General features: G+C 72.7%; 19 protein-coding genes and 5 pseudogenes. 8 read left to right on the plus strand and 16 right to left on the minus strand.

Features of this window, described 5'->3' with window-relative positions:
- The 3 genes and pseudogenes from ACFWB8_RS20980 to ACFWB8_RS20990 form a co-directional block, all read right to left on the minus strand.
- Positions 1-904: pseudogene (locus ACFWB8_RS20980) on the minus strand (FUSC family protein); the annotation flags it as partial.
- Positions 905-959: 55 nt separating this feature from the next.
- Entirely contained in the window at positions 960-1,283 is a 324-nt protein-coding gene (locus ACFWB8_RS20985; RefSeq protein WP_385228953.1) for a putative quinol monooxygenase, read from the minus strand.
- An 18-nt stretch (positions 1,284-1,301) separates the two neighbouring features.
- Positions 1,302-1,499 carry a hypothetical protein gene (locus ACFWB8_RS20990; protein WP_385228956.1) on the minus strand — a complete coding sequence of 66 codons (198 nt, stop codon included), beginning with the start codon at positions 1,497-1,499 and terminating at the stop codon, positions 1,302-1,304.
- A gap of 100 nt (positions 1,500-1,599) precedes the next feature.
- Between ACFWB8_RS20990 and ACFWB8_RS20995 the strand changes: the two genes are divergently transcribed.
- On the plus strand, positions 1,600-2,712 hold the full coding sequence (locus ACFWB8_RS20995) for a sulfite oxidase (RefSeq protein WP_385228959.1): 1,113 nt from the start codon (positions 1,600-1,602) through the stop codon (positions 2,710-2,712).
- A 706-nt stretch (positions 2,713-3,418) separates the two neighbouring features.
- Here ACFWB8_RS20995 and ACFWB8_RS21000 read toward each other — a convergent pair.
- On the minus strand, positions 3,419-3,610 hold the full coding sequence (locus tag ACFWB8_RS21000; RefSeq protein WP_385228962.1) for a hypothetical protein: 192 nt from the start codon (positions 3,608-3,610) through the stop codon (positions 3,419-3,421).
- A gap of 29 nt (positions 3,611-3,639) precedes the next feature.
- On the opposite strand from ACFWB8_RS21000, the gene ACFWB8_RS21005 reads away from it, so the two are divergent.
- Complete coding sequence (locus ACFWB8_RS21005; protein ID WP_385228965.1) at positions 3,640-3,933, plus strand: hypothetical protein; 294 nt, start codon at positions 3,640-3,642, stop codon at positions 3,931-3,933.
- 141 nt (positions 3,934-4,074) lie between these two features.
- Here ACFWB8_RS21005 and ACFWB8_RS21010 read toward each other — a convergent pair whose 3' ends face one another.
- From ACFWB8_RS21010 to ACFWB8_RS21055, 10 genes and pseudogenes are all read right to left on the minus strand, one after another.
- Positions 4,075-4,473: a hypothetical protein gene (locus ACFWB8_RS21010; RefSeq protein ID WP_385228968.1), complete on the minus strand. Its 399-nt coding sequence runs from the start codon at positions 4,471-4,473 to the stop codon at positions 4,075-4,077.
- Complete coding sequence (locus ACFWB8_RS21015) at positions 4,470-4,718, minus strand: gas vesicle protein (protein WP_385229103.1); 249 nt, start codon at positions 4,716-4,718, stop codon at positions 4,470-4,472. Before ACFWB8_RS21015 ends, ACFWB8_RS21010 begins: the two co-directional genes overlap by 4 nt.
- 385 nt (positions 4,719-5,103) lie before the next feature.
- A pseudogene (locus ACFWB8_RS21020) lies at positions 5,104-5,232 on the minus strand (gas vesicle protein GvpG); the annotation flags it as partial.
- 31 nt (positions 5,233-5,263) lie between these two features.
- Positions 5,264-6,571: a M48 family metallopeptidase gene (locus tag ACFWB8_RS21025; protein WP_385228971.1), complete on the minus strand. Its 1,308-nt coding sequence runs from the start codon at positions 6,569-6,571 to the stop codon at positions 5,264-5,266.
- Between the two features lie 153 nt (positions 6,572-6,724).
- Positions 6,725-7,169: pseudogene (locus tag ACFWB8_RS21030) on the minus strand (GvpL/GvpF family gas vesicle protein).
- 286 nt (positions 7,170-7,455) lie between these two features.
- A complete protein-coding gene (locus tag ACFWB8_RS21035; RefSeq protein WP_385228974.1) occupies positions 7,456-8,385 on the minus strand; it encodes an aminoglycoside phosphotransferase family protein in 930 nt (309 codons plus the stop codon).
- A gap of 85 nt (positions 8,386-8,470) precedes the next feature.
- The gene (locus ACFWB8_RS21040; protein WP_385228977.1) at positions 8,471-8,941 is read right to left on the minus strand and encodes a lamin tail domain-containing protein; all 471 of its coding nucleotides are present in this window, start codon (positions 8,939-8,941) and stop codon (positions 8,471-8,473) included.
- Between the two features lie 203 nt (positions 8,942-9,144).
- Positions 9,145-10,500: a hypothetical protein gene (locus ACFWB8_RS21045; RefSeq protein WP_385228980.1), complete on the minus strand. Its 1,356-nt coding sequence runs from the start codon at positions 10,498-10,500 to the stop codon at positions 9,145-9,147.
- A gap of 421 nt (positions 10,501-10,921) precedes the next feature.
- Positions 10,922-12,280, minus strand: a complete 1,359-nt coding sequence (locus ACFWB8_RS21050; RefSeq protein ID WP_385228983.1) for a ricin-type beta-trefoil lectin domain protein — start codon at positions 12,278-12,280, stop codon at positions 10,922-10,924.
- Positions 12,281-12,422: 142 nt separating this feature from the next.
- Positions 12,423-13,406: a DUF5937 family protein gene (locus tag ACFWB8_RS21055; RefSeq protein ID WP_385228986.1), complete on the minus strand. Its 984-nt coding sequence runs from the start codon at positions 13,404-13,406 to the stop codon at positions 12,423-12,425.
- Between the two features lie 70 nt (positions 13,407-13,476).
- On the opposite strand from ACFWB8_RS21055, the gene ACFWB8_RS21060 reads away from it, so the two are divergent.
- Positions 13,477-14,385 carry an oxidoreductase gene (locus ACFWB8_RS21060; RefSeq protein WP_385228989.1) on the plus strand — a complete coding sequence of 303 codons (909 nt, stop codon included), beginning with the start codon at positions 13,477-13,479 and terminating at the stop codon, positions 14,383-14,385.
- Positions 14,369-14,638: pseudogene (locus ACFWB8_RS21065) on the plus strand (flavoprotein); the annotation flags it as partial. The gene ACFWB8_RS21060 and the pseudogene ACFWB8_RS21065, both read left to right, overlap by 17 nt.
- Before the next feature lie 29 nt (positions 14,639-14,667).
- Here ACFWB8_RS21065 and ACFWB8_RS21070 read toward each other — a convergent pair.
- Positions 14,668-15,033, minus strand: a complete 366-nt coding sequence (locus ACFWB8_RS21070; RefSeq protein WP_385228992.1) for a hypothetical protein — start codon at positions 15,031-15,033, stop codon at positions 14,668-14,670.
- Positions 15,034-15,302: 269 nt separating this feature from the next.
- Between ACFWB8_RS21070 and ACFWB8_RS21075 the strand changes: the two genes are divergently transcribed.
- A complete protein-coding gene (locus tag ACFWB8_RS21075; protein ID WP_385228995.1) occupies positions 15,303-15,416 on the plus strand; it encodes a class III lanthipeptide in 114 nt (37 codons plus the stop codon).
- 53 nt (positions 15,417-15,469) lie between these two features.
- Here the strand turns inward: ACFWB8_RS21075 and ACFWB8_RS21080 are convergent, their stop codons facing one another.
- Positions 15,470-16,504 carry a YncE family protein gene (locus ACFWB8_RS21080; protein WP_385228998.1) on the minus strand — a complete coding sequence of 345 codons (1,035 nt, stop codon included), beginning with the start codon at positions 16,502-16,504 and terminating at the stop codon, positions 15,470-15,472.
- A 127-nt stretch (positions 16,505-16,631) separates the two neighbouring features.
- On the opposite strand from ACFWB8_RS21080, the gene ACFWB8_RS21085 reads away from it, so the two are divergent.
- The 3 genes and pseudogenes from ACFWB8_RS21085 to ACFWB8_RS21095 all read left to right on the plus strand — a co-directional run bounded on the left by ACFWB8_RS21085 (position 16,632) and on the right by ACFWB8_RS21095 (position 19,380).
- Positions 16,632-17,573: a LysR family transcriptional regulator gene (locus tag ACFWB8_RS21085; protein ID WP_385229001.1), complete on the plus strand. Its 942-nt coding sequence runs from the start codon at positions 16,632-16,634 to the stop codon at positions 17,571-17,573.
- Positions 17,566-18,349: pseudogene (locus tag ACFWB8_RS21090) on the plus strand (methyltransferase domain-containing protein). The gene ACFWB8_RS21085 and the pseudogene ACFWB8_RS21090 overlap by 8 nt, the downstream one beginning before the upstream one ends.
- A gap of 176 nt (positions 18,350-18,525) precedes the next feature.
- Positions 18,526-19,380: a helix-turn-helix domain-containing protein gene (locus ACFWB8_RS21095; protein WP_385229004.1), complete on the plus strand. Its 855-nt coding sequence runs from the start codon at positions 18,526-18,528 to the stop codon at positions 19,378-19,380.
- Positions 19,381-19,398 lie beyond the last annotated feature (18 nt).

Genomic DNA, 19,398 nt, shown 5'->3' on the forward strand with positions numbered 1-19,398 from the left:
CCGCGGCGACGGCCGCGCGGGCCCGGAGCAGCTCGGTGTGCGCGTCCCCGGCGGGCGCCCGGCCGCGCAGGCAGTCGGCCGTTTCCCGCGCCACGTCCCGTACCGCCCGCAACGCGTCGAACCCGGTCCCGGCCGGATGCGGGCCGAGGGGGAGCCGCGGTGGCACCGCCAGCCTGGCCAACAGGGTGCGGGTGGCGAGGCCGGTGTGGGCCAGGGCCCGGTCCCGCAGGCCCGGCCCGGCCGGCCGTTCGGCCTCCGGTACCCGCGAGGACCGCAGCCCGGTACTCGCCTCCCGCGCCTCCCGCGACGCCTCCTCGGACAGCACGTACGGCGGCCCGGTCAGCTCGTCGGCGCACCGCCGCGCGCAGTCGGCGGCCCGGGCGGCCAGCTCCCGGTACGGGACGGTCGGCGGATCGGGCAGCAGGAACGTCTCCGCGAGGACGAGGAGCGCGATGCCCACCGTCGCGCCCGCCAGCCGCTGGCCGAGCGAACCGGGATCGTAGGGCGGGAAGGACGGCAGGATGTACATCAGCTGCAGCCCCGGGGCGGCCCCCGCCGGGCGCGGGCCGCCCACGGCGGCGAAGGCCAGCGCGAAGCCGACCACCAGCATCCCCAGGGCCGCGCTCCAGGTCCGCACGGACAGGTAGGTGCCGATGGTGATCAGCACCCAGCAGACGGGCAGCAGCCGGAGCACCACCGCGGCGCGCTGCCGGCCGGTACCGGGGATGTGCGACAGGCCCGCGAGCGCCACCGCGGCGAACAGTGCGTAGGTCGCGGCGACGGTCGAGCCGAAGCCGTACAGGAACAGGTAGAAACCGGCGCCGGCGGCCACCGTGACCCGCACCGACAGGCGGGCCGCCGCCCTGTAGGCGGCGGGCAGCCGGACCCCGGGAACGCCACCCATGCCACCAGCATCACCCCGCGCCGTCCGCACCGCCCGCCCGGCACGGCGGCAGAGTTCAGTCGACCTGCAGCTCGCCCATCCGGCTCCAGCCGGTGGCGCCCTCGATGGTGGTGCTGACGATCTCGGGGGTACGGGTGACGAGGGGACGCATCGTCTCCAGGGCAGCGCGGAAGTGCTCCGAGGTGACGTGTGCTTCGGCCGCGTCGTCCTGGAACGCCTCGACCAGGACGTAGGTGTTCGGCTCCTCCAGGCTGCGGGACCACTCGAACCACAGGTTTCCGGACTCGGCCCGGGTGGCGCGGGTGAACTCCGCGACCTTCTCCGGCCACTGCTCCACGTATTCGGGCTTGACTGCGAATTTCACCACAATGAAGATCATTCGAGCATTGTAGGTTCGTCAGACGGTCTCGCCGGTACAGGACTCGTGCCCGATGTTCTCCAGCCGGTACCTGTCCGCGCGGCTCGCGCAGGCGGCCCGCTCGTGCAGCATGGTCTTCCAGCCGTCGCTGCCGCCGATGGCGTGGTAGGAGGCCGCGGCGAACTCAGCCCACGCGATGTCATGGTCGGTCCAGTGCCGCAGGTGCCAGGAGTACATCGCGAAGAACGCCTTCCCGTCACCGCTGCATTGTGTCGCAGTCGCAGTCGCAGTCGCAGTCGCAGTCGCAGTCGCCGGCGGGGCGCGCGACCATGAGGAGATGGAGCCGGCGTCACTCGGCGATGTCAGCACTCCCGGGCGTCTTGCGTCCGTCGGGGAGGGGATCGGCCTGGACGAGCTGGCCCTCGCCGCCCGCAACCACGGGCTGCCCCTGGAGGCCCTTCGCTACGAGGTCACCCCGGCCGGGCTGCACTACGTCTTGGTCCACTACGACATCCCCGCCGCGGACGAGGCCACCTGGCAGCTCACCGTCGGCGGCCGGGTCCGTGACCCACTGGCCATGGACATGGCCGCCCTTCGCGCGCTGCCCGCCGTCACGCACCGGGTCACCATGGAGTGCGCGGGCAACGGCCGGGCGCGCCTGTCGCCGCGGCCCGTCAGCCAGCCGTGGCTGGTGGAGGCCGTGGGCACCGCGGACTGGACGGGCGTGCCGCTGCGGACCGTCCTCGCCGAGGCCGGGGTGCGGGCGGACGCCGCCGAAGCCGTCTTCACCGGCGCCGACCACGGAGTGGAACGCGGGATCGAGCAGGACTACCAGCGCAGCCTGCCCCTGCCGGTCGCCACCGGCGAGGAGCCGGAGGTGCTGATCGCGTACGCGATGAACGGCCTGCCCCTGCCCCCGCAGCACGGGTATCCACTGCGCCTGGTGGTCCCCGGCTGGTACGGCATGGCGCACGTGAAGTGGCTGCGGGACATCACCCTGGTCGACGCCCCGTTCACCGGCTTCCAGCAGGCCGTCGCCTACCGCTACCGGCAGGCGCCCGACGAGCAGGGCGAACCGGTCGGCCGGATCGCACCGCGCGCCCTGATGGTCCCGCCGGGCTTCCCCGACTTCATGTCGCGCGTCCGCGTCGTGCGCCCGGGGCCCGTACCGCTGGAGGGGCGCGCCTGGTCGGGGTACGGGCCGATCGCGCGGGTCCAGGTGAGCGGCGACGGGGGCCGCACCTGGACGGAAGCCGAGGTGGCGCCGCGGGCACGCCGCGCGTGGGCATGGCAGGCATGGCACTGCGCCTGGACGGCCACGCCGGGCAGCCACACCCTCATCACCCGTGCCACGGACACCGAGGGACACACCCAGCCACTCGAACAACCCTGGAACCGCGGCGGCTTCGCCAACAACCTCGTGCACCACGTCCCCGTGCTGTGCTGCTGAGCTAGGACGCGGCATGGACGGCGCCGTCGTCGGCCGGGCGGCGGCGATCCCGGGCCCGCGCTTTTGGCCGCCTCCCCTCCAGTCTCGGCCAGACGCATCCCCGGCCCGCCCGCGGGACCTAGGCTGCGCGCGACCAGGACAGTGGAATCCAGGGGGGATCCCCGACACGGAGCACGACGCGACACGCGCTCGTACGCGCCGTCGCGGCGGCGGGCCTGCTGGTGGGCCTCGCGGCCGGGGGAGTGGCCGCGAGCGCCACCGCGGCGGCCGCCGCACAGAGCAAGGCGGTACAGAGCACGGCCGCACAGAACACGGCCGTCGTGACGGCGCCCGGGGCGGGGGAACGCTCCGCCCCGGCGGCCCACGGCCCGCGGTACGCCCGGATGGCCGAGGCCGAGGACACACCGGAGCTGCCGTCTATCGAACAGCCCGTCTCCGAAGGGACGTTCACCTTCAGCGGTGATGCCGGTGACGAGATCACCCAGGGGCGTTCGAAGTCCTTCAGTACTGCCGGGCAGACCTTCCTCGTCTACCGCGGCACCGGAAGCGACATGGCGGAGATCCGGGTCCAGGACGGTGACACCTGGTGGTACGTGGCCTTCGGCGCCCCCGCGGGCCGCAAGCTCACCGCCGGAACGTACGCCGGAGCCACCCTGTTCCCGTTCCACGAGAACACGCCCGGAATCGACTTCAGCGGCGACGGCCGCTACTGCCATGCCGTCGCGGGCAGCTTCACCGTGCACAGCATCGACTGGACCGCGCAGGGGTGGCTCAACTCCCTTGACGCCAGCTTCGAACAGCGCTGCCAGGGCAGCCCGGCGGCCTCCCGCGGCCGGGTCCGCATCCAGGCCCCGCCCGCACCGCCCGTACTCTCCCTGACGCTGACGGCCGCACGCATCGGCAGCGTCACCCCCCGACGGCGACGCGGTGCTCCACGGCACCCTGCGCTGCAACAAGACCGCGAGCGTCAACGTGTACGCGTACGTGACCCAGCAGCAGGGCGCCAAGAAGATCACCGGCTGGCTCCGGGAGCAGATCGACTGCACGGCGGGCGCGACGGTGGCGTGGCAGGGCGAAGCGAGCGCCTACGACTTCGCCCGCTACCGGGACGGCTGGGCCGACACGTCGGTGGGCGCCGTGGCCTACGACTGGGACTACCTGATCGACACCAAGGCCCCGGTGAAGACCCCGAGGGTCTGCCTCGGCAAGTGCGGCAGCTGAACCCGTCAAAGGCGTCTACGAGCAGTCGTGCCGCAGAGGCCGACCTCGCCCGGCACGCCGCCCGAGCACGCGTCGCAAGGCCCCGGCACGAGGTGCCGGGGCCTTGCGGGGTTGTGGGGCCGCCGCGCCCGGCGGCGCGTTTCAGAGACGGCCACCGGTGAGCCTGGAGAGGGGGCCGCGGCGGCGCAGTCCGGCGCGCCGGCCCACCGCGTACGACCCCGCCGTCACGGCGACCGTGGCGGCGCCGGCGCCGAGGGCGATGGCCTTGCGGCCCTTCACCACCGTCCACGCCACGGTGGCCTTGCCGAGCGTCTGGCGGGTGGCGGAGCCCAGGGACTTCCGCGCGGAGTTCGCGGCGGCCTTGGTCCGCTCGGCCGCGGGCGCGGCCACCGACGTGAGGTGGCCGGCGCTTTCGGCGACCGCGCTCACCCTTCGGGTCGCAGACTCGGCGGTGCCGGTCGCAGGCCCCGATGAGGGGCTCTGCTCCGGGGAGTTGGCGGTCGACGTCTTGGAGTTCGCGCTTCCACGGGATTCAGTCATGCTGCGCGTGTGTCCGGCCCCGACGGCGGTAAACCCGTCCTCCAGCCGACGGTACACGGCAGGCTGCCGAGGGGACCGAAGTCGATCACGGAGCTGATGGGGGCTTTGAGGTCGATCCGGACCAGGTCCACGTCGGCGATGCGCAGGGTGATGTCGCCGGCCAGCACGACGCCCCCGGCGAGCAGCCGGTCCAGTACGTTCTGACCGGCGCTGCCCGGGAGCTGGGGGTTCTGGAGGGGGTGCAGGGCGGCGGCGTCAGCATGGGGGCCGGCGCCTCGTGGAGGCGTGAGGCCGTCTCGGCGGCCTGCTCTTCGCTGCCGGACTGGGCGCGGCGGTTCGGTGGGGCCCGTCAGCCGGTCCTGCACCCCCTGGGCCCGCTCGTGGAGCCGGTCCGCCAGACCTTCCAGGTGGTAACTACTGAAGCCGGGCGGCGGCGAATTCGGCCAGCGCGCGCGGGCCGAGGTGGAGGCGCTTGCCCATGACGAGGGTGCCCACGCCGAGGGCGAGCTCTGCCTTCTTCGTCCGACCCAGCGCGTACCCCGCTCCGACGGCGACCCCCGGGGCCATCCGGTTGTTCACGGCCGCTGCCGCTGCCGCTGCTGCGACGGCGGCGGCAGCGGCCGGAGCCGTTAACTCCCGCTGCACGGCGTCCGGGTCGTAGTACTGCCGCTCGGCTTCGGCGACCACTTGGTTCAGCACCCAGGCGGTGCCCCGTACGGGCGCCGCGGGCAGCAGCAGGAGCTCCTTGAGCAGGCCCACGGACGTGTCCCTCCTCCTGCCCGCGCCTGGCCTAGTCGGCGTTGTACCGGATCACCGTACGGGCCAGCCAGGCGCGGGCTGGAGCCAGTTCGGCCGCTATCGACTGGGCCCGGGAGGCGTCGCAGACCACCCGGGCCGGCTGCGGGTCGGCCGAGGCCAGGCAGCGGCGGCGCAGGTGGGTCGGCGGGTGGGTGTCGTCGATGCTGTGCCCGCGCCGGGCCGAGACCCGGCGCAGTCGCTCGTACTCGCTCCGGGGTATGGAGTCGATCCGTGCGGCCAAGCGCTCCCACAGCGCTCGCTCGGCGGCCTCACGCGTTTCGCGGTCGCGGGAGTCGCCGTTGGCCTGGGGCGCCGCTATGGACTCGCGTTGCAGGTGGGCCTCTACCGCGTGGCCGATCAACAGCCGGTCCAGCAACGTGATGGCCGCCGCGGTCGAACCGGCTCGGGCCGCGCCCGCGTCCGCCCGGTACTCGGCCCGCTGCGAAGCCCGCAACGTCAGGCCGTCGAGCAGGACGATCAGCCCGTAGACCGCCCAGCGCGGCAGGAACACCAGGGCGTTCACGCACAGGTGTACAAGGCTCACCACCGGCTGCGGGACCAGGAAGGAGTACCAGTGGGCCAGGGACCGCAGCGCTCCGTGCGTCACGAACGAGGAGCGGACGTCGCCATTCGCGAAATGCCCGAGCTCGTGGCCCAGCAGGGCCACGCGTTCCTGGGGCGAGAGGACCTCCCACAGCCCGGCGCCCAGGCACATCACCCGCCGGTTGCGGATCCCATAGGTGCGTACCCAGGCGTTGTGCGCGGTGTCCAGCATCACCGCGTGCACCCCGGTCGTACCCACGGACGCCCCCACTTCATCGATCAGCTCGAAGAGCCGGGGCGCGTCGGCGCGGTACAGCACCGGCGCGTGCCGCGGCAGCCGGCCCGGCCGGGGCAGCAGCGCCGCCACGACCACCAGGAGCACGACGCCGAAGACCGGCAGGATGCGAGTGTGCCACCCGCCGATGATCAGCGCCCCCGCAGCCAGCAGCAGCCCCCCGGTGACCGAGTGCACCAGCAGGGAGACGCCGAAGGCCAGGACGGTCGACCTGTCCGGCCCGACCTGGTCGGCCGCCTGCCCATTCCGCTCGATCTCCTCCGCGAGCTGCTGCCCGTAGCGCATGGCCAGGTGCCGGCGGAACACCGCGAGGCGGCCCCGGTCCGGATCCGGTGAGCCCGGATCCACGTTCCAGTCGCAGGCCGCGCACCAGCTCACGAACCGTGCTTGCACGGAGATGGTGGCCCCGCATTCCGGGCACTGCCGCACCTGCGATGCGTCCACCTTGTCGACCGTTTCCATGCCTGTTGATCCCCTCCCCGCCGTGGACCAGCTGCGATCCCCGGTCCGCGCAGGATAGGGGCGGTCGGCGCGCGATCCGCGGCCGCCCCAGGGTGGACGCTTTTGGTCAGGAACACGCGCTTTGTCATGTCACGGGGTGAATGAGCATGATTTCTAGTGGGAGACGAAGCTGTAGGGCGGTAGCGGGCCGGACACTTGGATGGCGATGTGCGGGTGATCCGTGTGCAGCCGGCGCACGGCGTCCAGGAACGGCTGCGCGTTCTCCCGTTCGACGAGGAAGAAGAGGTTCGCCAGCCAGCTCCCCTTTCTCCGGACCGCGGTTGACGTCTGCGGCGACGGGCCGCAGAACACTCTCGGTCAACTCCGCGTCCTGCGACTCGCGTTCCTGCACCGCCCGGGCCACCTGCTCGCCCAGCCGGAGCTTCTGTTCGTGAGTGCTCCCGCCGGCAGCCCCGTTGGCCTGGCTCATGGTTCGCAGTTCGATGTCGTCGGCCAGCACGCCGTAGAGGACGGCCTCCTGGCCGTGTGCGGCCATGGTCTCCACTGTTCCCGGCGGCTTCGCGTGCTCGGACTTCTTGTGCGCGGATTCATTGGCCATGGCGTGCCTCCTGGCACGTATGGCCGATGGGGCCGATGTCAAACGCCCGGTCACGGAAAGCGGGGGCCGCGGTGCGGCGCGCACCCGGTGGACGGCAGGCCGTGGCGACTGCGGCAAGGGCGAGGGCGAGGGCGAGGAGGAGCGCGATGAGGACCATGCGTCCGCTGGTGCCCGCGCGGACTTCAGGCATGCGGCCGTATCGCGACGGGCCTGCGCGCGGCACAGCGAGCCGGTTCAGCAGGATCTAGCAAGGAACCCCCGGGGCTTCAGCCCCGGGAGGAATCGCTTACCCGAGGTCTTGTTCTCGGGCCGTTGCGGTGAGGCGGCGTAGGGCGGTGTGGGCGGGTGGGCCCCAGGTGGGCTTGCCTCCGGGGCGGCCGTGGGTGCCGGCCTCTCCGATGAGGATGCCGCTGAGGGCGCGCAGCAGCGCCCAGCCGCGGGCGCGGCGCAGTGTCGCGGTGTCCGGGGTCGGCTGGTAGGCGCTGTGGAAGCGGTCGGCAGCGCCGTCCGGCAGCAGTGTCCAAGGGGCGGCGAGATCACAGGCCGGATCGCCCGCGCAGAGATCGCCGAAGTCGATCACCCCGCAGAAGGTGCCGCCGGCGGTGAGGACGTTGGCCGGATGCAGATCGCCGTGGAGCCACAGTGCCGGCCCAGTCCACTCGGGCGCGGTGACGGCGTCTTCCCAGACGGCGCGGACGGAGTCCGGGTCGGGGATCAGCCCCAGATCGGTGGCCGAGGCGAGCTGCTCGGCGAACTGCTCGGCGCGGTCGGCCAGTGGTCCCCCGCGGCCACGGCCGACGGGCGCCCCGTCGGGGGCGGGTCGGTGAAGCGCCGTCAGGAAGGCGGCGAGGGCGTCCGCCGCCTCCGCGCCGCGCGTGACGGGGGCGCGGTCCGCGGGCGTGCCCGGAACCCAGGTGGTGACGATCCAGGGCCGCGGAAACCGCTCGGAGGGCTCGCCGAGGCGCTGCGGGACGGGGACCCGCAGAGGAAGGTGCGGGGCGAGGACGGGCAGCCAGGCGTGTTCCTTGAGCAGCAGCTCGTCCGCGGACCGCGTCGCCCAGGGCAGCCGGACGGCGAGGTCGTCGCCGAGCCGCCACAGCTGGTTGTCCCAGCCACGCGCGCCCAGCCGCACGGGGCGATCGGCCAGGTCGCCGTGCTGGGCGCGCAGCAGATCCCGGACCGACTCCGCGGTCAACTCCCTCTCGATGTCAGCCATACGGAGTAACGGTAGCCGGGCAGCGGCAGGCCGAAGCCCCCCGAGACGGTGACGTCTCGGGGGGCTCGCCGAGCACGGCCGAGGATCAGCGGCCGCGCTTGCCCCAGGAGCGGGTGTCGATCACGTGTCCGCGGTCGCTGCGCAGGGTGGCCGTGTCACGGCTGTCCCAGACGTAGTTGCGGCGGTCCTGGTAGACGTCGTGGCTGCTGTCCCGGCCCTTGCCGGTGTGGACCTTCACGCTCGAGCGGCCGTCGAGGCGCAGGCCCTCGAAGCGGTAGCGGTTGCCCTGCTTGTCGGTCAGGGTGAATCCGCGCAGGTTGACGGCCTTGCGGCCGGTGTTCTTCACCTCGACCCACTCGGCGTTCAGGCTGCGGTTGGAGCGGTCGTCGCGGCCAGGGCTGTCGTACTGGACCTTGCCGATCACGATGGAGGAGCGCCGCGAGTTCCCGTCGCGGTGGTGGCCGTCGGCGACGGCCGGCAGGGCGGCCGCGCCGACGAGGGCGACGGAGGCCGCGACTGCGGCGACGATGCGGCGGGTGTTGCGAGAAGCAGACATGGAGATGTCACCTCAAGGACATGCCCGTCAGGACCTGGTCAGGGCCTTGTCGGGCGGCTGCAGTCCCGGCTTGCTGCCGAGAGGCCACACTCTGGACCGAGTGGAGACCGTTCGACCGGCATAACACTCGATATTACCGAATCTGTACATTCGGCCAATATCATCCAATTAACCGTGAAGCCGTGAAGCCCGGGGACGCGCGGTCAGCGCTTGTAGAAGTTGCACTTGCCGCCGACGACCCGCCCCAGCTCGTCCAGGAGGCAGATCTCGATCCATCCGGCTCCGCCGGGTACGTCCGCCTTGAGGGGGATGGTGATGTTCGCGGATCCACCGCACACGGGAGTGGTGGTCCGGGTGTCGAGGGTCGTGATCAGGTCGGGGGTGTACGTCCGTGCGAGGGTCTTGCGACAGCCGCCGGGGCTCGTGCTGACGGACCGTTGGACCCCGACCGCCGACGCCGACCGGTTGGACCAGTGCAGATCGCCCCCGGTGTGGGTCGCGCCGAAAGTGACGTCGTACGAAGGGCTGGCCGCGGAGGCAGCGGACAGCAGCTCGGGCAGCGTGCCGGGGTAGTGCCGCAGGAGCGGGTGGAGCGCGGCCCATCGGGCGGCGGGGACGCGGCCGGCCGCCCAACGGGCCAGCAGGGCGGCGGACTCCACGTGGAGGGCCGCGCGCCCGCTCCATGCGGCGCGGAATACGTCGGCCCAGCCGGAAGCCTGGCCGACCCAGGAGGTCGGGACGCTCGCCGGGCGGACGAGCGGCACGGCCTCGCAGGCGGTCAGCTGCCCGCGCTCGATCACCGCTCCGAGGTGGGCGAGGGTGGCGGCGGCCGGATCGGTGTGGGTGTCGTAGGCGACGGGCATGGTCCGCAGCGCGTGCCGCGCAGACTCGGCCGTGTCCCCGAACGGGCCGGTTTCGCCCGGCCGTTGCCACTGGGACGCCCAGTGGGACCGGGGCGGCCGGTGCCGTTGCGCGACCGCCGCCGGGGGTGCGGGCGGCGGCAGCGGACGGCCCGGCCGTGCGGGCCGCCCGGTCCGCAGGACGACGGCCACCTCGGGCGGGCCGTCCGGACGCGAGCGCAGCAGCTCCGCCGCCGGGCGCGGCAGCCGGGAGCCGAGCCGGGCCGCCGCCACCAGCTGCCAGTCGATGCGGTAGGGCTCTTCGAGGACCGCCCGCATGGCGTGCAGCACGAGCCAGGGCCGGCGCCCGGCACGGTGTGCTGCGCGCAGGCGGCGCAGCAGGGCGCCGGTTCCGAACCACCGTTCGACGGCCGTGTCGAGGAACGGCTCCGGATCGGCCTCGGCGCAGGCCAGGGCGAAGTCGGCGTCGACCGGGTCGTCATGCTCGTCGTGCCCGGGCAGCGCGGCCGCCAGCTCGCGTACGCTTCCCGTCCCGCCGGCCGCTCGTACGGTGGCCCAGGCGGCGGCGCGCGGTCGGCCGGCCGTCGCCGCGCCCGTCGAGGAGGGCGGCCGCCGCGAGGTCGGGGTCGGCCGCCAGCAGGGCGCGCTGGTGGTGGCCCGGATGGTACGAGCGGCCCTTCGCGGTGGCGTGCGGGTCACGCACCCGCAGCAGGCGCGCCGTCTCGTACTCCAGCCGGTGGTTGTCCCGCAGCGCGGCGTCGATCTCGGGGACGTCCAGCGGGAGGGCCGGGCCGGGCGCCTGGACCGGCCACTGGCCGCGTCGGCGCAGCGCTCTGATGGTCAGGCAGGTCTCGTCGCCCCGTGGACGGACCTTGGTGATGTCCGCGATGCGGACCGCCGCCCAGCCGTTCAGCCGGGTGTCCGTGCAGACCGCCATGAGGGCCCACTCGGCGCCCGCGGCGACGATGAAGCCCTCGAGCCGCTGCGCACCCGGGATCGACCGGCGCAGGCGCACCAGTTCGCCCGAGTGCGCCGCTTCGTCGAGACGGGCAAGAATTCCGTCGTTCATGACGAAAGATCCTGCACGGGCAAGGCAGCCCGGGGCATCCCCTGGGGAGGACTACTTGGGCGTGGTCCAGACCTGGCGTTTGTTGGTGTTCGCCGTGTAGAGCTGCACCACGGTGCCGTTGGCGGTCGCGCCGCCGGTGACGTCGAGGACCTTGCCCGACGTCACGTGGACGATCTGGCCCTTGGCGTTGACGGACCAGCGCTGCGCCGCGCTGCCGTTGCAGTCGTAGAGGCTGATCTTGTTGCCGTTGGTGCTCGCGTTGTGCGCGTTGTCCAGGCACTTGCCGAGCGCACGGACCGTACCGTCCTTGCCCAGGATCCACGACTGCGCCGCGGAGCCGTTGCAGGTGTAGAGCTGGATCTGCGTGCCGTTGGCCGCCTTTCCGCCCTTGACGTCCAGGCACTTGGCGCCGATCCCGCTCACCTTGCCCTGCGGGGACAGCGTGGCGCCGGCACCGGCGGCGAGGCGTCGCAGCCCCTGCACGTCGAACTGCTGGACGTAGGTGCCCGCGCGCTTGTCCGGGTAGGCGTACGTGGGCGAGCACATCACCGGGAATTCGCCGGAGTCGGTGCCCTTGACGCAATCGCTCTTGTTCAGGCTGCGGTTGGCGTGCGCCAGGCCCAGCGTGTGCCCGATCTCGTGGCTGATGTGGTTGCGCATGTACGTCTCGCCCATGGCTGCGGTGGGCTTGCCGGCCGAGGTGAAGAACTCGTCGTCGATGTACGCGTGCCCGCTGGTCACGGTTTCGGGCACGGACGAGACGGTGAACCCGCAGCTGAGGTTCGCGGTGCCCGACCCGTCGCGGACCACCTTCCAGCCGGTGCTGCCCATGCTGCCGCCGTCGGTCGGCGGAACGCACGGGTGGTGCAGGAGGCCGACGATCACCTCGCCCCTGGGCCGGACGTAGTCCCAGCCGACCGGCTTCGTGTCGACGGTGACGGGCAGGTTGGTGATGCGCCGCAGGTCCGCGGCGGTGGCCTGCACGTACGGAGCCAGCCAGTCCGCGGACTTCTGGTCGTAGAACTTGATCGTGTAGCCGGTCTGCAGCCACTTGGTGGCACCGCTCAGCTTCCACCCCTCGCCCTGGGGCGGTGCGGGTGCGGCTGCGGGTGCGGGTGCGGGTGCGGGTGCGGCGGCCGCGGCCGTTCTGCTCTCGGGCCGGGGTGCCTGTGTGCCGAGCGACATGACACCGTTCTTGAAGGTGGTGCCGTCGCTGCTGTAGGTGGCGGAATCCTCAGCGTGGGAGTCGGGTGCCTCTCCGGTCGGCGGGGCCGTCCGGGAGCTCGCGGTCTCCGTCGCGCTGTTCCCGGTGTCCTCGGTGCCGAACGCGGTCGCCGACAGTTGCAGACTTCCCACGACGGCCGTCGCGGCCGCCGCGGCAACGATGGATATCCGGTGCTTGCCTGTCAATCGCAAGTGTTCATCGCCCTCTCATCAAGATTCACTTCCCGCCGGTCCCGGCGATGACGCGGGGGTGCGGGAATCGAGTGGATGGTATGTCAAGGGCTCAAAGTGCTTCGTAGACAGGCGAGTTGGTCGGGCAACTCGCGGCTCACGGGGCAAGCAGGGAATCAGCAGCCGCGGTGCGTGCGTACAGCACCGAGCGGCCGGCCCGGTGGGCGCTGACCAGGCCCGCATCGCGGAGCGCGGTGAGGTACTGGGACACCCCCGCCCGTGAGAGCCCGGTGCGACGGGCCAGATCGGTGGTGGAGGCGGGCGTCTCCAGCTCGGCCAGCAGCCGGGTCCGCGAGCGGCCCAAGACCGCGGCGAGCGCGTCGGTTCGGGTGGTGGCCGGGCGGGGTTCCCACAGCGAGCCCACACCCCGCGCCGGATAGGCCAGCTGCGGGGGCTCCGGCGGCGTCACCCGGGTGAACGTAACCGGGCCGGTGAAGGCCGATGGGATCAGCACCAGCCCCGTACCGGCCGTCTCCCGGGACAGGTCACGCTGTCGGCGGTCCAGCCGGAGGGCGTCGTCGGTCCAACTCACCGAGGGGTGCAGATCGTTGAAGAGGCGCCCCGGGCCCTGCTCGGCGAACTTGCGGGCCCGGTGGAAGACGTCGGCGTCGAGGACGCCCCGGACCCGCGCCCAATAGGGGGCGAGCGCCAGCTGCCAGTAGCCCTCGATCTCTTCCACGACCCGGGCCAGACGTATCCGCGGCTCGGCGTACAGGGCCCGCGAACGCGGGCCGAGACCGCCCTGCTCGTCCGCGAGACGGTCGAGGTCCTGGCGTACCTGGGCAGCGGGCGTGGCCAGGATCCTGGCCAGCTCCTGCGCCAGTGCGGGAGCCGGCGAGGCGGGCGCGGGGTTGAGGAAGTCGGGGACATAACCCGCGGGCGGGACCAGCTCGGCCAGCCCCCCTCGGTCGAGCCCCGCGGCAGCCAGCCTGGGCCTCACCTGCCCGATCCAGGGCTGGTGAACGGGATGCGCACATCCGGAGCGCAAGAGCCGCAGGCTGGGCCCCACCTCCCACATCGGCGAAACGGCGAACCGCACTTGCGCCAGATCGCTCGTCGAGAACACCAGCTCCGCCAGCACACCGAACCCCCGGATTCACACATGTCTGAATCAATGGCGGTCACCCTACTGCGCGGAGATCATCCCTGGCATGACCTCACAGACGATCACCGCGGCCGCCTCCGGTACGTGGACGCTCGGCGACCTGACCATCAACCGGATCGGTTTCGGCGCGATGCGCCTGCCGCAGACCGGCGAGGCGCTGATCGCGGACGCCACGCCGCGCGACCGGGCCGAGGCGGTCAGCGTGCTGCGCACCGCGGTGGAGCTCGGCGTGAACCACATCGACACCGCCGCGTTCTACTTCTCGTCCCTGCGCTCCGCCAACGAACTGATCAGCAGGGCGCTGGCCCCCTACCCGAACGACCTCGTCATCGCCACCAAGGTCGGACCGGGCCGAGACCCCTCGGGCCAGTGGCTGCCCCACGCCACCCCCGGGCAACTGCGCGGCCAGGTCGAGGAGAACCTGCGCCAGCTCGGCCGCGACCACCTCGACGTGGTGAACCTTCGCATCGTGGGCACCGACTCGATCGCCGAACGCTTCGGCGCACTGGCCGAGCTGCGGCAAGCCGGGCTCATCCGCCACCTGGGCCTCTCCAACATCACCCCCCAGCACCTCGGCGAGGCCCGGGCCATCGCGCCGGTGGTCTGTGTGCAGAACATGTACGGGATCGGCGTGCGGCCCGAGCAGGACGCGTTCCTGCGCGACTGCGGTGAGCAGGGCATCGCGTTCGTGCCGTTCTACTCGATCGCCGGCACAGGGCGACAGGCGGGCGCGACGGGCGCCGAGCACGACGAACTGCTCACCGTCGCGCGGGCGCACGCAGTGAGCGCCGCGCAGGTCCGCCTGGCCTGGACGCTGCACCGCGGACCGCATGTGCTGGCCATCCCCGGCACCGGAGACCCCCACCACCTCGCCGCCAACGTGGCTGCGGGCGCACTGCGCCTCTCCGGGGACGAACTGGCTGCTCTGGACGCCCTCCACCAACGCGCGGCCTGACCAACTCGACTCCGCGCTTGACGAGAGGCTCCAGGCCCCCGTCGGGCTGGCGCCGCTGATCGACCCCAACCAGCACTCCTACGGCACCGTCTACCTCCACGGCGTGAACGAGCTCTCCCGCCCGGAGAAGGACGTCTACCTCGTCGGCATGGAGTCCTACGGCCGTGCCCCGACCTTCCTCGCCATGACCGGATACGAGCAGGTCCGATCCATCGTCGCCCACCTCGCCGGCGACCGCGAGGCCGCCGAGCGGACGCGAGGCGACGGGCCCGGTGCGGCAGTTCAGGAGTCCCCGTCGTACGTCCCCGCCTCGACTTCGAGGGCGAGTTGCTGGAGGACTTCGACCGAGGACATGTCCGTCCGGCCGGCGTCGTGTGCCATGGCCAGACTGGTGAAGGCGAGGCTGAACCCGGAGACCATGGCGTGGAGAGCGGGGCCGAGTGCCTCCGCCACGAGACGGGCCACCTCCTGGGGGGAGGATTCGGCCGGGACGCTGATCGACGGCAGCATCTCGTTCAGCAGCTGGTTGATCACTCCTGCTTCGGTGTCGGGACGGTCGTCATCCTCGCCGGCCTCCGCCGCCCGGCGGATCTCCTGGGCCTCGGTGAGGATGCCGATGACTCGCTTCAGAACCTCTGCGCGTTCCATCCCCGGAGGGTAGCTCCAGGCGACGGGTGCGGACGGCGCGATCGGCGGCCGGAGCTGTGCGCGGGCCCGCCATCGCCGCCACCACCACCATTCGCGGCGTCCGAGGGCGGCGCTGATCCGGGTGTCCCGCGCGGCAATTGCGGGGGGCGCGCCCGCATGTGTGAAGGTCGCGGGCGGAGTTGACTCGGCTCGGCCGATCGGCCGGTACGACCGCCCCGGCCCCAGCCGCGCGGGGCCGCGTACCCGACTACTGCGAGGAGGTGAACCGTATGGCCGTGCTCAAACTCCAGAACCTGCAGCCCCGGCGTACGCCCAGCAGCGTCGCTGTGGCCAGCATGACGTCGAGCGCCTCGCACTGCTGCAACAAGCCCCCGGATCCGTGATCGGGGTGACGGGACGCGCCCGGGACCTGCCAGGCCCCGGACGCATCCCGCTGCTACGCGTGCTTCCGCGCCGGGATGTAGGCGAGCCCGTGCGCTCCCGGCTCTCCCGCGCGGTCGACGTGGAGGGTCGCCACCGCCTCCACTCGCTCCAAGTCCACCACCGTCACCGTGCTGGACCAGACCGCCGCGACGTAGCCGTACCTCCCGTCGGGTGACGAGGTGATCGTCAGCGGGAAGGCGCCGACCTCCACGCAGCCGCGCTCCGCGCCGTCCTTGCCGTATACGTGCAGGAGCCCCGGCTCGTGCACGCCCAGCGCCGACCGGCCCGCTCGCATGCGCAGTTCTCCGGCGAGTACCAGATCCGTGGCGGTGACGTGGACGGGGAAGACGAGCCCGTTCGTCCGGTGCGTCCGGACCAGGGCGCCCGTGGCCGTGTCGACGACCCGCACCCCGGCGTCAGGCACCGGCCCGGCGACCGCGAAGTCCCCCTTGGGGGCGGCCACATAGACGAACCGCCCGTCGCGCGACGCCGCGATGCCTTCGCTCCCCGGCACCTCGATGCGGTCGGCCACGGCTCCCGAACCGATGTCGACGACCGACACGAACGGCGCCTCCTTGTTCGCGCTGTAAGCACGGCTCCCGTCCGGCGTGAGCGTGAACCAGTGCGGACCGGGTGCGGCGACGGACAGCCGGCGCACCGGCTTGAGGGTGTCCGCGTCGAGCGCCACCAGGGCGCCCTCCTCGGCGCCGTGCGCCTCGACGCTCACCCACAGGAGCTCGCCCGACGGGTCCATGGCGATGCCGTGCGGCGCGCGTTCCGGCGCGAGGTCGACGATGTCGACGATCCGGCGCCGATCGGGATCGATCACCACGAGCTCGTGGGCACGGCCACCGTTGGCGTGGTAATAGCCGGACCGGTACGTGATCGTCGCGTAGAGCCGCCGCCGCACCAGGTCGAAGCACAGCTCGTGCGGCTCGTTCGGGACTTCCAGCACTCCCAGCCGTCGGAAGTCCACGGCGTCGAAGAAGGTGATCGTGGGGCCGCTCTGGCTCGCCACGGCGAGTACGTCCTGCATGTTCTCTGTCATGCCTGGAGCCTGGGTGGCCGGATGGATTAACTCCAGTGCACTTATGGCAAGGTGTGATTGCGTGCAGGGAAAAGACGCTGGTCGCCCAGGGGTTGAGCGGACCGGCCCGTGAGGGGGGACACATCTCGTGGACGGACTCGACAGGCAGTTGGACCTGAATCTGCTGGTTGCCCTCGACGCGCTGCTGGAGGAGGAGAGCGTCACGGGGGCCGCCGCCCGGCTGCACGTGTCCGCGCCCGCCATGAGCCGCACCCTCGGACGGATCCGCAGGGCCCTCGGCGATCCCGTGCTCGTACGCGCCGGACGGCAGCTCGTCCCCACGCCCCGCGCCGTCGAACTGCGCCCGGGCGTCCGCACCCTCGTCCACCAGGCACGCGCCCTCCTCGCACCCGAGCCCGTCACCGACCCGGCGCGGCTCGCCCGCGACTTCACCGTCCAGGCGGGCGAGATGGTCCTCGCCGGGCTCGCCCCCCGGCTCGTGCGCGCCGTCTCCGGCCAAGCACCCGGCGTCACTCTCCGCTTCATGCCGGAGGCCCTGGAAGGCACACCCGCCCTGCGCGAGGGCCGGCTCGACCTGGAGATCGGCGTCATCGGCCACCCCGACCCGGAAACCCGGACCGAGTCCCTCGGCCGGACGCGCCTCCTCGCCGCCGTACGAGCCGGACACCCCCTGGCCGGCCGCAAGACGGTCACCGCCGGGGCGTTCGCCGCCGCCGACCACATCGGGGTGTCCCGGCAGGGCCGGGTCCGGGGCCCCATCGACGACCGGCTGGCCGAGCTCGGACTGCGCCGCCGGGTGGTCGCCGTCGTACCGGGCTGGAGCGCCGCGCTCTTGCTCTGCCGGGAAACGGACCTGGTCTGCCTCGCCCCGGCCGGCGGCGCGGCGCACCCCCTGGACGTGCTGGGCCTGACCACCTTCGAGGTACCGCTGGAACTGCCGCCCGTGGCGCTCGGCATGGCGTGGCACCCGCGCAACGACGCCGACCCGGCGCACATCTGGCTCCGGGACCAGGTCCGGCGGAGCTGGCCGCGCCCGACCGCCCCTCTGCCAGAATCGCCCCATGGCTGAGCACGACGACGATCACGGCTACCTGCTGGACAACCGGCAGGCGAGGCAGGGATCCGGTTCGACGCCCTGAGCGAGTTGTTCGACCCGGTGACGTTCCGGCACGTCGACCGGCTCGGCCGGGCGAGTCGGCGCCGCGGGAACGGTGGTGGCCACCGACATCGACGTGTCCTGGACCCGGGACATCGCCGGTGGCGTGATCGAGGTGCTGCGCCACGACGTGGCGGCCGACCCGCCGCCGCCCGGCGGGCTTCGACCTGGTCCACGCCCGACTGGTCCTCGTACACGTCACCGACCGCCCCGAGGCGCCGCGCCGCATGGTCCGGGCGCTGCGGCCGGGCGGTTGGCTGCTCCTGGACGACGCCGACCCCGGGTTGCAGCCGCTGCTGTGTCCGGACGAGTCGGGTCCCGAACAGCAGCTCGCCAACCGGTTGCGCTCCGGCTTCCGCACCCTGATGGCCGCCCGCGGCGCGGACCCGGCGTACGGACGGACCCTGCCCCGGCTGCTGCGGGAGGCCGGCCTGGAGGACGTTCAGGCCGACGCGTACTTCCCGGTCACCTCGTCGGCCTGCGCCGTCCTGGAGGCCGCGACCGTGCGGCAGATCCGCCGTCGTCTGGTGGCGGAAGGACCTGCCACCGACGGGGAGATCGACCCGCACCTGGCGAACCTCGCCACCGGACGCCTCGACCTGGCCACCGCCCCGATGATCTCCGCGTGGGGCCGCCGCCCACGCCCGTGCGGGGCCGTCCGTACGCCCGATCAGGGAGTCCGCCCCTGAACGGATCGCTCCGGGGCGCTGTCTGGGATGCTGATGCTTGATCCGGAAGTGGTGCGGGGGCCGAGGGGAACCGACCTGTCAGGGGAGCCCCGCTCGCGCCGGGCGCCCGTTGCCACGGGAGGGAGAGGGGTATGCCGGTGGTCTCGAGCACACGCACGGCCGGTCAGGGAGTCGAGGTGACCCAGGTGGGTGGCCGGTGGCGGGTGAGCCGGCCGTGGCCCGCCCAGTTGCGCCCGATCGTGCACAGCTACGCCGGCTACTGGGAGGCGGCGGCCTCGCCCTATCGGGTGCGGCTGGTTCCCACGGGCCGAGCCGTCGTCGTGATCAGTCTGGGGGAGCCGTTCGCCCAGATCCGCCGTCGACTGGGGGACGCGAGCCCGAACAGCCAGGTGACCGGATCGCTGGTCGCGGGTCTGGAGGACGGGCCCCGGGTGTGTGACCACCCCGGCGGCCAGGAGGCGATTCGGCTCGAGTTGACCCCACTGGGCGCCTACCGGCTGTTCGCACTGCCGATGAGCGAGTTGACCAACAGGGTGGTCGAGCTGCGCGACGTCCTCGGTCCCGAGGCCGCGATGCTGGTGGAGCAACTGGCGGCCACCAGCGACTGGGGAGCCCGGTTCGACCTGCTGGACCGCGCGTTGGCGGCCCGGCTCGAGCACGGCCCGCGTCCCGCGCCCGAGGTGAGCCACGCCTGGCGACTGCTGTGCCGCGCCGGCGGGGCGATCCCCGTCGGCCGGATCGCGGCCGAAGTGGGCTGGAGCCAGGGCTACCTGGTCCGCCGGTTCACCGAACAGGTCGGCCTGACGCCCAAGATGTCCGCCCGGGTCCTGCGCTTCCACCGGGCCATGAGTCTGCTCACCGGCGAGCGTGCGCATCTCACCGAAGTGGCGGCCGCCTGTGGCTTCTACGACCAGGCCCACCTCAACCGCGAGTTCCGCGCCCTGGCCGAGACCACCCCCGGCCAGCTGGCAGCCGCCCGCGTGGCGGAAGGCGCCCTCGCCCTGTCAGGGGCGGGGCCACCTTCGTCCTAGCGGGGCCGTCTGCCCGCC

Source organism: Streptomyces sp. NPDC060031, assembly GCF_042736805.1.
In the GTDB taxonomy this organism is placed as follows: Bacteria; Actinomycetota; Actinomycetes; order Streptomycetales; family Streptomycetaceae; genus Streptomyces.

Coding starts and splice junctions, on each gene's coding strand:
- ACFWB8_RS21025 (WP_385228971.1), bottom strand. CDS start 6,571: ATGGAAACGGTCGACAAGGTGGACGCATCGCAGGTGCGGCAGTGCCCG.
- ACFWB8_RS21035 (WP_385228974.1), bottom strand. CDS start 8,385: ATGGCTGACATCGAGAGGGAGTTGACCGCGGAGTCGGTCCGGGATCTG.
- ACFWB8_RS21070 (WP_385228992.1), bottom strand. CDS start 15,033: ATGGAACGCGCAGAGGTTCTGAAGCGAGTCATCGGCATCCTCACCGAG.
- ACFWB8_RS21000 (WP_385228962.1), bottom strand. CDS start 3,610: ATGCGTGCGGCCGTCAGCGTCAGGGAGAGTACGGGCGGTGCGGGCGGG.
- ACFWB8_RS20990 (WP_385228956.1), bottom strand. CDS start 1,499: ATGTACTCCTGGCACCTGCGGCACTGGACCGACCATGACATCGCGTGG.
- ACFWB8_RS21080 (WP_385228998.1), bottom strand. CDS start 16,504: ATGACAGAGAACATGCAGGACGTACTCGCCGTGGCGAGCCAGAGCGGC.
- ACFWB8_RS20995 (WP_385228959.1), top strand. CDS start 1,600: ATGGAGCCGGCGTCACTCGGCGATGTCAGCACTCCCGGGCGTCTTGCG.
- ACFWB8_RS21010 (WP_385228968.1), bottom strand. CDS start 4,473: ATGACTGAATCCCGTGGAAGCGCGAACTCCAAGACGTCGACCGCCAAC.
- ACFWB8_RS21040 (WP_385228977.1), bottom strand. CDS start 8,941: ATGTCTGCTTCTCGCAACACCCGCCGCATCGTCGCCGCAGTCGCGGCC.
- ACFWB8_RS20985 (WP_385228953.1), bottom strand. CDS start 1,283: ATGATCTTCATTGTGGTGAAATTCGCAGTCAAGCCCGAATACGTGGAG.
- ACFWB8_RS21075 (WP_385228995.1), top strand. CDS start 15,303: ATGGCCGTGCTCAAACTCCAGAACCTGCAGCCCCGGCGTACGCCCAGC.
- ACFWB8_RS21060 (WP_385228989.1), top strand. CDS start 13,477: ATGACCTCACAGACGATCACCGCGGCCGCCTCCGGTACGTGGACGCTC.